Source organism: Pseudomonas sp. P1_A1, assembly GCF_056406935.1.
Genome location: NZ_JBFTZE010000017.1, coordinates 100,033 through 112,627, shown reverse-complemented (window position 1 = coordinate 112,627; position 12,595 = coordinate 100,033). Strand labels below are relative to the sequence as shown.

The window sequence follows — 12,595 nt, the reverse complement described above, 5'->3', positions numbered from 1 at the left end:
CCTTTAGGCAAGGAGTTAATTGTCGTGGCTAAAGAAAAATTTGATCGTTCCCTACCGCACGTCAACGTTGGCACTATCGGTCACGTTGACCACGGTAAAACCACTCTGACCGCTGCTCTGACTCGCGTCTGCTCCGAAGTTTTCGGTTCGGCTCGTGTTGACTTCGACAAGATCGACAGCGCACCAGAAGAGAAAGCTCGCGGTATCACCATCAACACCGCTCACGTTGAGTACAACTCGAAGATCCGTCACTACGCTCACGTTGACTGCCCAGGTCACGCTGACTATGTGAAGAACATGATCACCGGTGCTGCTCAAATGGACGGCGCTATCCTGGTTTGCTCGGCCGCTGATGGTCCGATGCCACAAACCCGTGAGCACATCCTGCTGTCCCGTCAGGTAGGCGTTCCGTACATCGTGGTTTTCCTGAACAAGGCTGACCTGGTAGACGACGCTGAGCTGCTGGAACTGGTTGAGATGGAAGTGCGCGATCTGCTGAGCACTTACGACTTCCCAGGCGACGACACTCCAATCATCATCGGTTCCGCTCGTATGGCGCTGGATGGTCTGGACGATAACGAGATGGGCACCACTGCCGTCAAGAAACTGGTTGAAACTCTGGACAGCTACATCCCAGAACCAGTTCGTCTGACCGACAAGCCGTTCCTGATGCCAATCGAAGACGTATTCTCGATTTCGGGTCGCGGTACTGTTGTGACTGGTCGTATCGAGCGCGGTATCGTTCGCGTTCAGGATCCACTGGAAATCGTTGGTCTGCGTGACACTACCGTCACCACCTGCACCGGTGTTGAAATGTTCCGCAAGCTGCTCGACGAAGGTCGTGCTGGCGAGAACTGCGGCGTGCTGCTGCGCGGCACCAAGCGTGATGACGTGGAGCGTGGTCAGGTTCTGGTTAAGCCAGGTACCGTTAAGCCGCACACCAAGTTCACCGCAGAAGTTTACGTTCTGAGCAAAGAAGAAGGCGGTCGTCACACTCCGTTCTTCAAAGGCTACCGTCCACAGTTCTACTTCCGTACTACTGACGTGACTGGTAACTGCGAGCTGCCAGAAGGCGTTGAAATGGTAATGCCAGGCGATAACATTCAAATGACTGTTACCCTGATCAAAACCATCGCAATGGAAGACGGTCTGCGTTTCGCTATTCGCGAAGGCGGCCGTACCGTTGGTGCTGGCGTTGTAGCTAAAATCATCGAGTAAGCTTCTCTTCTGAGATAGCTTCGATGCTTTGAAAAAGCCCCCGCTCAGCGGGGGCTTTTTTATTGGGTTGACACCTATCAGGGGCGTCTATAGAATTGCGCCTCCTTTTAACGGGCGTATTGCGCCCGGTGGGAATAGCAGCCGGAGTCTGAAATCCAATGCAAAATCAGCAAATCCGTATCAGGTTGAAGGCTTTTGACCATCGCCTGATCGACCAATCCACCCAGGAAATCGTGGAAACCGCGAAGCGTACTGGTGCTCAAGTGCGTGGTCCAATTCCACTGCCTACCCGTAAAGAGCGGTTCACCGTTCTGGTCTCCCCGCACGTCAACAAAGACGCGCGTGACCAGTACGAGATCCGTACTCATAAGCGCGTTCTGGACATCGTCCAGCCAACGGATAAAACCGTTGATGCTCTTATGAAGCTTGATCTTGCGGCCGGTGTGGAAGTGCAGATCAGCCTCGGCTAAGACTCGGTCTTAGTCGTGTAACGCTCTGAAATGGGCGGCCATAGCGGGTGAAAGCCCCGTACACTCATGAGGTTTACAACATGACTATTGGTGTAGTCGGTCGTAAATGCGGTATGACCCGTATTTTCACCGAAGAAGGTGTCTCCATTCCGGTCACGGTCATTGAGATCGAGCCGAATCGCGTCACCCAGTTCAAAACTGAAGAGACCGATGGCTATCGTGCAGTGCAAGTCACTGTAGGCGAGCGTCGTGCTTCGCGTGTTACAGCTGCGCAAGCTGGCCACTTCGCTAAGGCGAACGTTGCCGCTGGTCGTACCGTAATGGAATTCCGCCTTGAAGAAGGCGAGTACCAGGCCGGCGATCTGATCAACGCTGAAATCTTCGCCGCTGGCCAACTGGTTGATGTAACCGGTCAGTCCAAGGGTAAAGGCTTCCAGGGTACGATCAAGCGTTGGAATTTCCGCGGGCAAGATAACACCCACGGTAACTCCGTATCCCACCGCGTTCCAGGCTCTATCGGCCAGTGCCAGACTCCTGGTCGTGTATTCAAGGGCAAAAAAATGTCCGGTCATATGGGCGCTGAGCGCGTGACCGTGCAGTCCCTCGAAGTAGTGCGCGTGGACGCTGAACGCAATCTGTTGTTGGTCAAGGGCGCTGTTCCTGGCGCTACTGGCGGCAACTTGGTTGTACGTCCAGCAGCCAAGGCTCGCGGTTAAGGGGAAGCTGACATGCAATTAAATGTAAATGACGCTCAAGCGATCGAAGTTTCCGAACTGACATTTGGCGGCGAATTCAACGAGACGCTGGTTCACCAAGCAGTCGTGGCCTACATGGCCGGCGGCCGTCAAGGTAGCAAGCAGCAAAAGACCCGTTCCGACGTTCGTGGTGGCGGCAAGCGCCCATGGCGTCAGAAAGGTACTGGCCGTGCTCGTGCCGGTACTATCCGTAGCCCAATCTGGCGTGGCGGCGGTACCACTTTCGCAGCTCGTCCTCAGGATCACTCCCAGAAGCTGAACAAGAAGATGTATCGCGCAGCAATGCGTTCCATCCTTGCTGAGCTGGTGCGTACTGATCGTCTGGTCGTGGTTCAGGATTTCGCTGTTGAAACGCCGAAAACCAAAGACCTGCTGGGCAAGCTGAACAACATGAGCCTGACCGACGTTCTGATCGTGTCGGACGCTGTTGATCAGAACCTGTACCTGGCTGCTCGTAACCTGCCGCACGTTGATGTACGTGATGTGCAAGGTTCCGATCCAGTTAGTCTGATCGCATACGACAAGGTGTTGATCACCGTGTCGGCCGTGAAGAAATTCGAGGAGCTGCTGGGATGAACCAGGAACGCGTATTTAAAGTTCTGCTTGGCCCGCACGTTTCCGAGAAGGCTACGGTTCTGGCAGACAAGAAAGGCCAGTTCGTTTTCAAGGTTGCCACTGACGCAACCAAGCTGGAAATCAAGAAGGCCGTCGAAAGCCTGTTCAGCGTGAAAGTAGAGCGTGTTACTACCCTGAATGTTCTGGGTAAGAGCAAGCGCACTGCTCGCGGTCTGGGCAAGCGTAATGACTGGAAGAAGGCAGTTATCTCCCTTCAGCCAGGCCAAGATCTCGATTTCAGCAGCAGTGCTGAGTAAGGAAGGGGTGCATCATGGCAATCGTTAAATGCAAACCGACTTCCCCTGGCCGCCGTTTTGTGGTCAAGGTGGTCAACCAGGAGCTGCATAAAGGCGCTCCTCACGCACCGCTGCTCGAGAAAAAATCGAAGTCTGGTGGTCGTAACAACAATGGTCGTATTACCACTCGTCACATCGGTGGTGGCCATAAGCAGCATTATCGTCTGGTCGACTTCCGTCGCAACGACAAAGATGGCATCGCTGCCACTGTCGAGCGTATCGAATACGATCCAAACCGTACTGCTCACATCGCTCTGCTGCTGTACGCAGATGGCGAGCGTCGCTACATCATCGCGCCTAAAGGCGTGAGTGCTGGCGACCAGCTGATCGCAGGTGCTCTGGCACCGATCAAGCCGGGCAACGCTCTGCAGCTGCGTAACATTCCAGTTGGTAGCACCGTACACGGCATCGAATTGAAGCCAGGTAAAGGCGCGCAAATCGCTCGTTCCGCTGGTGCTTCGGCTCAGCTGATCGCTCGTGAAGGTGTCTACGTGACCCTGCGTCTGCGTTCTGGTGAGATGCGTAAAGTGCTGGCTGAGTGCCGCGCGACCCTGGGCGAAGTCTCGAACTCCGAGCACAGCCTGCGTTCGCTGGGTAAAGCTGGTGCCAAACGCTGGCGTGGCGTTCGCCCAACCGTTCGTGGTGTTGCCATGAACCCGGTTGACCACCCACATGGTGGTGGTGAAGGTCGTACCTCTGGTGGTCGTCATCCGGTATCGCCATGGGGCTTCCCGACTAAGGGCGCGAAGACTCGTGGTAATAAGCGTACCGACAAAATGATCGTCCGTCGTCGCAAGTAAATAGAGGGATACGACAGTGCCACGTTCTCTGAAAAAAGGTCCTTTTATCGATCTTCACCTACTGAAGAAGATCGAAGTGGCGGCGGAAAAGAACGATCGCAAACCAGTTAAAACCTGGTCGCGTCGCTCGATGATCCTGCCACAAATGGTCGGTCTGACCATCGCAGTACACAACGGTCGTCAACACGTCCCAGTTCTCGTTAACGAAGACATGGTCGGCCACAAACTGGGCGAGTTCGCCGGTACCCGCACATATCGTGGGCACGTGGCAGACAAGAAAGCCAAGCGTTAAGGGGTTAGGAAATGGAAGTAGCCGCTAAGTTGTCGGGCGCTCGAATCTCCGCCCAGAAAGCCCGCTTGGTCGCCGACCAGATCCGCGGGAAGAAGGTGGGCGAAGCGCTCAACCTGTTGGCTTTCAGCAGTAAGAAAGCCGCCGAGATCATGAAGAAAGTGCTGGAGTCGGCCGTAGCCAACGCCGAGCATAACGAAGGCGCAGACGTTGATGACCTTAAGGTCAGCACCGTTTTCGTCAACGAAGGGCGTTCGCTGAAGCGCATCATGCCACGTGCCAAAGGCCGTGCTGATCGCATCGTCAAGCGGTCTTGCCATATCACTGTCAAGGTTGCTGACAAGTAACGGAGTCGAAGAGATGGGTCAGAAAGTACATCCCATTGGCATTCGCCTGGGAATCGTCAAGGAGCACACCTCCGTCTGGTACGCAGACGGTCGGACTTATGCGGACTATTTGTTCGCTGATCTGAAGGTGCGTGAGTATCTCCAAGACAAACTAAAAAGCGCGTCCGTAAGCCGTATCGATATCCATCGTCCGGCCCAAACTGCACGTATCACCATTCACACCGCTCGTCCAGGTATCGTTATCGGGAAGAAAGGTGAAGATGTTGAGAAACTGCGTCAGGACCTGACCAAGCAAATGGGTGTGCCTGTGCACATCAATATCGAAGAGATCCGCAAGCCGGAGCTCGACGGTATGCTGGTTGCGCAGAGCGTAGCTCAGCAGCTGGAGCGTCGCGTAATGTTCCGTCGCGCTATGAAGCGCGCTGTTCAGAACGCCATGCGCATTGGTGCCAAAGGCATCAAAATCCAAGTGAGCGGTCGTCTCGGCGGTGCTGAAATCGCACGTACTGAATGGTATCGCGAAGGTCGTGTGCCTCTGCACACCCTGCGTGCCGACATCGACTATGCCAACTACGAAGCTCACACCACTTATGGTGTGATCGGTGTAAAGGTTTGGATCTTCAAAGGCGAAGTAATTGGTGGTCGCCAAGAAGAACTGAAACCACAAGCACCAGCGCCTCGTAAAAAAGCTGCTAAGTAAGGGGTACGCCAAATGTTGCAACCAAAGCGTACGAAGTTCCGCAAGCAAATGACTGGTCACAACCGTGGCCTGGCATTGCGCGGTAGCAAAGTCAGCTTCGGCGAGTTCGCGCTGAAGTCTGTTGCTCGTGGTCGTCTCACCGCTCGTCAGATCGAGTCAGCGCGTCGTGCACTGACCCGTCACGTTAAACGTGGCGGCAAGATCTGGATCCGTGTATTCCCGGACAAGCCTATTTCCAAAAAGCCACTCGAAGTTCGGATGGGTAAAGGTAAGGGTAACGTGGAGTACTGGGTTGCCCAGATTCAGCCAGGCAAAGTCCTGTATGAAATCGAGGGTGTTTCTGAAGAGCTGGCGCGTGAGGCTTTCGCCCTGGCTGCTGCAAAGCTGCCGCTCGCCACCTCCTTTGTTAAACGGACGGTGATGTGATGAAAGCGAATGAACTTCGTGAAAAATCCGCACAGCAGCTGAACGAGCAACTGCTCGGCCTGCTGCGCGACCAGTTCAATCTGCGTATGCAGAAAGCAACTGGCCAGTTGGGGCAGTCTCATCTGCTCTCGCAAGTTAAGCGTGACATCGCTCGCGTGAAGACTGTGCTCAACCAGCAGGCAGGTAAGTAATCATGGCTGAAGCCGAAAAAACTGTCCGTACGCTGACTGGCCGTGTTGTCAGCGACAAGATGGACAAAACCATCACCGTTCTGATCGAGCGTCGCGTTAAGCACCCGATCTACGGTAAATACGTTAAGCGTTCGACTAAGCTGCACGCGCACGACGAAACCAATCAGTGCCACATCGGCGACAAAGTCACTATTCGTGAAACTCGTCCTTTGGCCAAGACCAAGTCTTGGGCGCTGGTTGATGTTCTCGAACGCGCTGTGGAAGTCTAAGGACTAGGGGTCGGAGAAATTATATGATTCAGACTCAATCCATGCTCGATGTGGCCGATAACAGCGGCGCTCGCCGCGTTATGTGCATCAAGGTGCTGGGTGGCTCCCATCGTCGTTACGCTGGTATCGGTGACATCATCAAAGTTACCGTGAAGGAAGCAATTCCTCGCGGTAAGGTGAAAAAAGGCCAAGTGATGACTGCTGTTGTAGTCCGCACTCGTCACGGCGTTCGCCGTGCAGATGGCTCCATTATCCGCTTTGATGGCAACGCTGCTGTTCTTCTGAACAACAAGCAAGAGCCGATCGGCACCCGTATCTTTGGGCCAGTGACCCGTGAACTTCGTACTGAGAAGTTCATGAAGATCGTCTCGCTCGCCCCAGAAGTGCTGTAAGGAGATCCGACATGCAAAAGATTCGTCGTGACGACGAGATCATCGTGATCGCCGGCAAAGACAAAGGTAAGCGCGGTAAGGTGCTGAAGGTTCTTGCTGATGACCGTCTGGTCGTTGGTGGTCTGAACCTGGTCAAGCGTCATACCAAGCCTAACCCGATGTCGGGCGTACAGGGCGGTATCGTCGAGAAAGAAGCGCCACTGCACGCTTCCAACGTCGCCATCTTCAACGGCGAAACCAACAAGGCTGACCGCGTTGGTTTCAAAGTAGAAGACGGTAAGAAAATTCGTGTCTTCAAGTCGACCCAAAAAGCGGTTGATGCTTGAACACTGCTAGGTAGAAGACCATGGCACGACTAAAAGAGATTTACCGGAAGGAAATCGCACCGAAACTTAAGGAAGAACTTAAGCTTTCGAACGTGATGGAAGTTCCGCGCGTTACCAAAATCACCCTGAACATGGGTCTGGGCGAAGCGATCGGCGACAAGAAAGTCATCGAGCACGCTGTTGCTGACCTGGAAAAGATCACCGGCCAGAAAGTCGTTGTGACCTACGCTCGGAAATCCATCGCTGGCTTTAAAGTCCGTGAAGGTTGGCCGATCGGCGTCAAAGTGACCCTGCGCCGTGAGCGTATGTACGAGTTCCTGGATCGTCTGCTGTCGATCTCCCTGCCTCGGGTTCGCGACTTCCGCGGCCTGAATGCCAAGTCCTTCGATGGTCGTGGTAACTACAGCATGGGCGTTAAAGAGCAGATCATCTTCCCGGAAATCGACTACGACAAGATCGATGCTCTCCGCGGTCTGGACATTACCCTGACCACCACTGCCAAGAACGATGATGAAGGTCGCGCCCTGTTGCGTGCTTTCAAATTCCCGTTCCGCAACTGATTGGAGTAGGAAAATGGCCAAGATGAGCATGAAAAACCGCGAGCTGAAGCGTCAGCTCACGGTTGCCAAGTACGCCAAAAAGCGTGCAGCACTGAAAGCTATCATCGTTGATCTGAACGCAAGTCCAGAAGCGCGTTGGGAAGCTACAGTAGCTCTGCAGAAGCAGCCACGTGACGCAAGCGCTTCGCGCATGCGTAACCGCTGCCGCCTGACCGGTCGTCCACACGGCGTTTACCGCAAGTTCGGCCTCGGCCGTAACAAACTGCGTGAAGCTGCAATGCGTGGTGACGTACCTGGTCTGGTTAAAGCCAGCTGGTAAGCACTGTCGAAGTCTCGGTGTTCGGGGTCGAAAGATCCTGACCATCGGTGACCTTGAACTTGAATCAAGCCCCTATTGGGGCTTGATTCATTTGTGGGGTGTGTCTAGAATACCCGGCTCGCCTGAGCCCGTGTTTTTTTGCGCGGATGTACTCGGCGACACGTAGTAGCCGCAAGGCTAATTTTTTGTGTATTAGGAGCGTCTAGCCCATGAGTATGCAGGACCCGTTAGCGGACATGCTAACTCGAATCCGTAATGCCCAGATGGCTGAAAAGTCCGTCGTAAGCATGCCATCTTCTACTTTGAAGGTTGCTGTTGCCAAAGTCCTGAAGGACGAAGGTTACATTGCGGGTTATCAGATCAGCAGCGAAATCAAGCCACTGCTGTCCATCGAGCTGAAGTACTTCGAAGGCCGTCCGGTCATCGAGGAAGTGAAGCGCGTTAGCCGTCCAGGCCTGCGTCAGTACAAGTCCGTCGATGATCTGCCAAAAGTTCGTGGCGGTCTCGGTGTGTCTATCGTCTCCACCAACAAAGGTGTGATGACGGATCGTGCTGCGCGCGCTGCCGGTGTCGGCGGCGAAGTTCTTTGCACTGTGTTCTAAGGGGGGATAAGCATGTCACGCGTCGCTAAGAACCCCGTTAAGCTGCCAGCCGGTGTCGAAGTCAAATTCGCAGGCCAACAGCTTTCGGTGAAGGGTGCCAAGGGTACTCTCGAACTGAACATCCATTCGTCCGTTGAGATCGTTGAAGAAGCTGGTGAGCTGCGTTTCGCTGCTCGCAATGGCGATCAACAAACTCGCGCAATGGCTGGTACCACTCGTGCGTTGGTAAACAACATGGTCCAAGGCGTAAGCCAAGGCTTCGAGCGTAAGCTCCAGCTGGTCGGTGTTGGTTACAAAGCGCAAGCAAAAGGCACAGTGCTGAACCTGGCTCTTGGCTTCTCGCACCCAGTGGATTATGAACTGCCGGAAGGCATCACCGCTGAGACTCCTAGCCAGACCGATATCCTGATCAAGGGCATCGACAAGCAGCTGGTAGGTCAAGTGGCCGCCGAGATCCGCGACTTCCGTCCACCAGAGCCGTACAAAGGCAAAGGTGTGCGCTACGCGGACGAAGTCGTCCGTCGTAAAGAAGCCAAGAAGAAGTAGGGCATAGCAAATGACCGACAAAAAAGTTACTCGACTGCGTCGCGCTCGCAAAGCACGCCTGAAAATGCACGAACTCGAAGTCGTGCGTCTCTGCGTGTTCCGCTCGTCGCAGCACATCTACGCCCAGGTCATTTCGGCCGACGGCAACAAAGTCCTGGCAAGTGCCTCGACTTTGGATAAAGAACTGCGTGATGGTGCCACCGGCAACATCGACGCGGCCACTAAGGTTGGCCAGCTGGTCGCTACGCGTGCTAAAGCCGCTGGCGTCTCGCAGGTGGCTTTCGACCGCTCTGGCTTCAAGTACCACGGCCGCGTCAAGGCGCTGGCTGATGCTGCTCGTGAAGCTGGGCTGGAGTTCTAAGTTATGTCAAATAACGACCAAAAGCGCGACGAAGGCTACATCGAGAAGCTGGTTCAAGTTAACCGCGTAGCCAAAACCGTTAAAGGCGGCCGTATCTTCACTTTCACCGCGTTGACCGTGGTTGGTGATGGTAAAGGGCGCGTTGGCTTCGGCCGTGGCAAGTCGCGTGAAGTGCCTGCTGCGATCCAGAAGGCAATGGAAGCTGCTCGCCGCAACATGATCCAAGTTGATCTGAACGGCACCACTCTGCAGTACGCAATGAAGTCCGCCCACGGCGCTTCGAAGGTGTACATGCAGCCTGCCTCTGAAGGTACCGGTATCATCGCTGGCGGCGCTATGYGTGCTGTCCTCGAAGTTGCTGGCGTTCAKAACGTTCTGGCCAAGTGCTACGGCTCGACTAACCCGGTAAACGTGGTTCACGCCACTTTCAAAGGTTTGAAAGCAATGCAGTCTCCTGAATCCATTGCCGCCAAGCGTGGCAAAAGCGTCAAGGAGATCTTCTGATCATGGCTACCGTTAAAGTTACGCTGATCAAAAGCATGACCGGCCGCATCCCTAACCACAAACTGTGCGTTAAGGGTCTGGGTCTGCGTCGCATCGGTCACACTGTAGAAGTCCAGGATACTCCCGAGAATCGCGGGATGATCAACAAGGCTTACTACATGCTGCGTGTCGAGGGTTAATCGATGAAACTCAATGATCTGAGTCCAGCGCCGGGTTCCCGTCGCGAAAAGCATCGTCCGGGCCGTGGTATCGGTAGCGGTTTGGGTAAGACTGGTGGCCGTGGCCACAAAGGTCAAACCTCCCGCTCCGGTGGCACTATTGCTCCAGGCTTTGAAGGCGGTCAACAGCCGCTGCATCGTCGCCTGCCGAAGTTTGGTTTCGTTTCCCTGAAAGCCATGGATCGCGCAGAAGTGCGTTTGTCCGAGCTGGCTAAAGTGGAAGGCGACATCGTCACCGTGCAGTCCCTGAAAGATGCCAACGTGATCAACGTCAACGTTCAGCGTGTGAAAATCATGCTGTCCGGCGAAGTTACTCGCGCTGTCACCATCGGAAAGGGAATCGGCGCCACCAAAGGTGCGCGTGCGGCTATCGAAGCAGCTGGCGGCAAGTTCGAGGAATAAATGGCTAAGCAAGGTGCTCTCTCTGCGCTCGGCAAAGGCGGTATGTCTGAACTCTGGGCTCGTCTGCGTTTTCTGTTCCTGGCGATTATCGTCTACCGAATAGGCGCACACATCCCGGTTCCAGGTATCAACCCGGACCGACTCGCGGACCTGTTTCGACAGAATGAGGGGACCATTCTTAGCTTGTTCAACATGTTTTCCGGCGGCGCGCTGGAACGGATGAGTATCTTTGCGCTGGGGATCATGCCGTACATTTCGGCATCGATCATCATGCAACTGATGACCGCCGTCAGCCCGCAGCTGGAGCAGTTGAAGAAGGAAGGTGAAGCTGGCCGTCGCAAGATCAGCCAGTACACCCGCTACGGCACTGTCGTCCTCGCTCTCGTCCAGGCTATTGGCATGTCCATTGGTCTGGCGGGGCAGGGCGTTGCGTTCACTGGTGACTTTGGCTTCCATTTCGTCGCGGTATCCACTTTTGTGGCTGGTGCGATGTTCATGATGTGGCTGGGTGAGCAGATTACTGAGCGTGGTGTTGGCAACGGTATCTCGATGTTGATTTTTTCGGGTATCGTCGCCGGTCTTCCGAGAGCGATCGGGCAGTCTTTCGAGTCTGCACGTCAGGGTGATATCAACATCTTCGCCCTGGTTGCCATCGGTTTGCTGGCAGTAGCGATTATCGGTTTCGTGGTGTTCATTGAGCGTGGCCAGCGTCGTATTGCTGTTCACTACGCCAAGCGTCAGCAGGGCCGTAAGGTCTTCGCTGCGCAGACCAGCCACTTGCCGCTGAAGGTGAACATGGCCGGTGTTATTCCGGCTATTTTCGCGAGCAGCATTTTGCTGTTCCCGGCTTCGTTGGGTGCCTGGTTCGGTCAGTCTGAAGGTATGGGCTGGTTGCAGGACATCTCGCAGTCGATCGCTCCTGGTCAGCCGTTGAATATTCTGCTGTTTAGTGCAGGGATTATTTTCTTCTGCTTCTTCTATACGGCGTTGATGTTCAATCCGAAAGACGTAGCGGAAAACCTGAAGAAGTCCGGTGCCTTTATTCCGGGCATCCGTCCAGGTGAGCAGTCTGCGCGCTACATTGATGGCGTTCTGACTCGCTTGACCATGTTCGGTGCTCTTTACATGACGGCCGTCTGCCTGTTGCCCCAGTTCCTGGTGGTTGCAGCAAACGTACCGTTCTACCTTGGCGGGACCTCGTTGCTGATCGTGGTCGTGGTTGTGATGGACTTCATGTCCCAAGTACAATCGCACCTCGTTTCGCACCAGTACGAATCCCTGATGAAGAAAGCCAACCTGAAGGGTTACGGCAGCGGCATGTTGCGCTGAGTACCCATAAGGTTCGAGGAGTTGGTGATGAAAGTTCGTGCATCGGTGAAAAAGCTGTGCCGTAACTGCAAGATTATTCGCCGCGAAGGTGTTGTTCGAGTAATTTGCAGCGCGGAACCGCGTCACAAACAGCGCCAAGGCTGAGTGTGATTGTGCTTCAAGCCCGGCAGCTAGTGCGCTGCCGGGTTGATTATTTGTTATTACAGCGATATTATCTCGCGCCCTATTTCTTGGCTTCCGGGGCGTAGGTAGCTGTCAATTGGAGTCCCACTGAATGGCCCGTATTGCAGGCGTTAACATTCCAGATAACAAGCATACTGTTATCTCGCTGACCTACATCTATGGTGTTGGTCGCACTACTGCACAGAAAATTTGTGCAGTGACTGGGGTAAACCCAGCGGCAAAGATCAAAGATCTGAGCGACGAGCAGATTGAACAGCTGCGTGGCGAAGTGGCGAAGTTCACCACTGAAGGTGACCTGCGTCGCGAAATCAACATGAAAATCAAGCGTTTGATGGACCTCGGTTGCTATCGCGGTCTGCGTCATCGTCGTGGTCTGCCAGTACGCGGTCAGCGTACCAAGACCAACGCGCGTACCCGTAAAGGTCCGCGTAAGCCGATCCGCAAGTAATCGCCCCAGCGAATCGACAGGAAATTAAT

25 protein-coding genes are annotated in these 12,595 nt (G+C 54.5%); all 25 read left to right on the top strand.

Going from position 1 to position 12,595, the window contains the following annotated elements; translation table 11 throughout:
* Positions 1–24 precede the first annotated feature (24 nt).
* The 25 genes from tuf (at position 25) to rpsM (ending at position 12,566) form a co-directional block, all read left to right on the top strand.
* Complete coding sequence (gene tuf, locus AC1D2Q_RS22675) at positions 25–1,218, top strand: elongation factor Tu (protein WP_007933700.1); 1,194 nt, start codon at positions 25–27, stop codon at positions 1,216–1,218.
* A gap of 158 nt (positions 1,219–1,376) precedes the next feature.
* Positions 1,377–1,688 (top strand): 30S ribosomal protein S10, encoded by a 312-nt coding sequence (gene rpsJ, locus AC1D2Q_RS22670; RefSeq protein WP_003186070.1) that lies wholly within the window; start codon positions 1,377–1,379, stop codon positions 1,686–1,688.
* Positions 1,689–1,768: 80 nt separating this feature from the next.
* Positions 1,769–2,404, top strand: a complete 636-nt coding sequence (gene rplC / locus AC1D2Q_RS22665) for a 50S ribosomal protein L3 (protein WP_003186059.1) — start codon at positions 1,769–1,771, stop codon at positions 2,402–2,404.
* Positions 2,405–2,416: 12 nt separating this feature from the next.
* A complete protein-coding gene (gene rplD, locus AC1D2Q_RS22660) occupies positions 2,417–3,019 on the top strand; it encodes a 50S ribosomal protein L4 (RefSeq protein ID WP_003228735.1) in 603 nt (200 codons plus the stop codon).
* Entirely contained in the window at positions 3,016–3,315 is a 300-nt protein-coding gene (gene rplW / locus AC1D2Q_RS22655) for a 50S ribosomal protein L23 (protein ID WP_002555488.1), read from the top strand. Before rplD ends, rplW begins: the two co-directional genes overlap by 4 nt.
* A 14-nt stretch (positions 3,316–3,329) precedes the next feature.
* Positions 3,330–4,154, top strand: coding sequence for a 50S ribosomal protein L2 (rplB, locus tag AC1D2Q_RS22650; RefSeq protein WP_003186055.1), 825 nt, complete (start codon positions 3,330–3,332; stop codon positions 4,152–4,154).
* Between the two features lie 16 nt (positions 4,155–4,170).
* Entirely contained in the window at positions 4,171–4,446 is a 276-nt protein-coding gene (rpsS, locus tag AC1D2Q_RS22645; protein WP_002555486.1) for a 30S ribosomal protein S19, read from the top strand.
* An 11-nt stretch (positions 4,447–4,457) separates the two neighbouring features.
* Complete coding sequence (rplV, locus tag AC1D2Q_RS22640; RefSeq protein WP_003103908.1) at positions 4,458–4,790, top strand: 50S ribosomal protein L22; 333 nt, start codon at positions 4,458–4,460, stop codon at positions 4,788–4,790.
* A 13-nt stretch (positions 4,791–4,803) separates the two neighbouring features.
* Positions 4,804–5,490 carry a 30S ribosomal protein S3 gene (gene rpsC, locus AC1D2Q_RS22635; RefSeq protein WP_003176422.1) on the top strand — a complete coding sequence of 229 codons (687 nt, stop codon included), beginning with the start codon at positions 4,804–4,806 and terminating at the stop codon, positions 5,488–5,490.
* A 12-nt stretch (positions 5,491–5,502) separates the two neighbouring features.
* Entirely contained in the window at positions 5,503–5,916 is a 414-nt protein-coding gene (rplP, locus tag AC1D2Q_RS22630) for a 50S ribosomal protein L16 (RefSeq protein ID WP_003228729.1), read from the top strand.
* Positions 5,916–6,107 carry a 50S ribosomal protein L29 gene (gene rpmC / locus AC1D2Q_RS22625; RefSeq protein WP_002555481.1) on the top strand — a complete coding sequence of 64 codons (192 nt, stop codon included), beginning with the start codon at positions 5,916–5,918 and terminating at the stop codon, positions 6,105–6,107. Before rplP ends, rpmC begins: the two co-directional genes overlap by 1 nt.
* A 2-nt stretch (positions 6,108–6,109) precedes the next feature.
* Entirely contained in the window at positions 6,110–6,376 is a 267-nt protein-coding gene (gene rpsQ / locus AC1D2Q_RS22620; RefSeq protein ID WP_003176419.1) for a 30S ribosomal protein S17, read from the top strand.
* Between the two features lie 23 nt (positions 6,377–6,399).
* On the top strand, positions 6,400–6,768 hold the full coding sequence (rplN, locus tag AC1D2Q_RS22615) for a 50S ribosomal protein L14 (protein ID WP_002555479.1): 369 nt from the start codon (positions 6,400–6,402) through the stop codon (positions 6,766–6,768).
* An 11-nt stretch (positions 6,769–6,779) separates the two neighbouring features.
* The gene (gene rplX, locus AC1D2Q_RS22610; protein ID WP_007896770.1) at positions 6,780–7,094 is read left to right on the top strand and encodes a 50S ribosomal protein L24; all 315 of its coding nucleotides are present in this window, start codon (positions 6,780–6,782) and stop codon (positions 7,092–7,094) included.
* 20 nt (positions 7,095–7,114) lie between these two features.
* Positions 7,115–7,654: a 50S ribosomal protein L5 gene (rplE, locus tag AC1D2Q_RS22605; protein ID WP_003210069.1), complete on the top strand. Its 540-nt coding sequence runs from the start codon at positions 7,115–7,117 to the stop codon at positions 7,652–7,654.
* A 13-nt stretch (positions 7,655–7,667) separates the two neighbouring features.
* Entirely contained in the window at positions 7,668–7,973 is a 306-nt protein-coding gene (gene rpsN / locus AC1D2Q_RS22600; protein WP_003176414.1) for a 30S ribosomal protein S14, read from the top strand.
* A 209-nt stretch (positions 7,974–8,182) separates the two neighbouring features.
* Positions 8,183–8,575 (top strand): 30S ribosomal protein S8, encoded by a 393-nt coding sequence (gene rpsH, locus AC1D2Q_RS22595; protein ID WP_003186040.1) that lies wholly within the window; start codon positions 8,183–8,185, stop codon positions 8,573–8,575.
* A 12-nt stretch (positions 8,576–8,587) separates the two neighbouring features.
* Positions 8,588–9,121 (top strand): 50S ribosomal protein L6, encoded by a 534-nt coding sequence (gene rplF, locus AC1D2Q_RS22590; protein WP_003176412.1) that lies wholly within the window; start codon positions 8,588–8,590, stop codon positions 9,119–9,121.
* Positions 9,122–9,131: 10 nt separating this feature from the next.
* On the top strand, positions 9,132–9,482 hold the full coding sequence (gene rplR / locus AC1D2Q_RS22585; protein WP_003186037.1) for a 50S ribosomal protein L18: 351 nt from the start codon (positions 9,132–9,134) through the stop codon (positions 9,480–9,482).
* 3 nt (positions 9,483–9,485) lie between these two features.
* Positions 9,486–9,986, top strand: coding sequence for a 30S ribosomal protein S5 (gene rpsE / locus AC1D2Q_RS22580; protein WP_477814601.1), 501 nt, complete (start codon positions 9,486–9,488; stop codon positions 9,984–9,986).
* 2 nt (positions 9,987–9,988) lie between these two features.
* Positions 9,989–10,165, top strand: coding sequence for a 50S ribosomal protein L30 (gene rpmD, locus AC1D2Q_RS22575; RefSeq protein ID WP_003176408.1), 177 nt, complete (start codon positions 9,989–9,991; stop codon positions 10,163–10,165).
* A 3-nt stretch (positions 10,166–10,168) separates the two neighbouring features.
* The gene (gene rplO, locus AC1D2Q_RS22570; RefSeq protein ID WP_003228720.1) at positions 10,169–10,606 is read left to right on the top strand and encodes a 50S ribosomal protein L15; all 438 of its coding nucleotides are present in this window, start codon (positions 10,169–10,171) and stop codon (positions 10,604–10,606) included.
* Entirely contained in the window at positions 10,607–11,935 is a 1,329-nt protein-coding gene (secY, locus tag AC1D2Q_RS22565) for a preprotein translocase subunit SecY (RefSeq protein WP_003228718.1), read from the top strand.
* A 27-nt stretch (positions 11,936–11,962) separates the two neighbouring features.
* Positions 11,963–12,079, top strand: coding sequence for a 50S ribosomal protein L36 (gene rpmJ / locus AC1D2Q_RS22560; protein WP_002555468.1), 117 nt, complete (start codon positions 11,963–11,965; stop codon positions 12,077–12,079).
* Between the two features lie 130 nt (positions 12,080–12,209).
* Positions 12,210–12,566, top strand: coding sequence for a 30S ribosomal protein S13 (gene rpsM / locus AC1D2Q_RS22555; protein WP_003186020.1), 357 nt, complete (start codon positions 12,210–12,212; stop codon positions 12,564–12,566).
* Positions 12,567–12,595 lie beyond the last annotated feature (29 nt).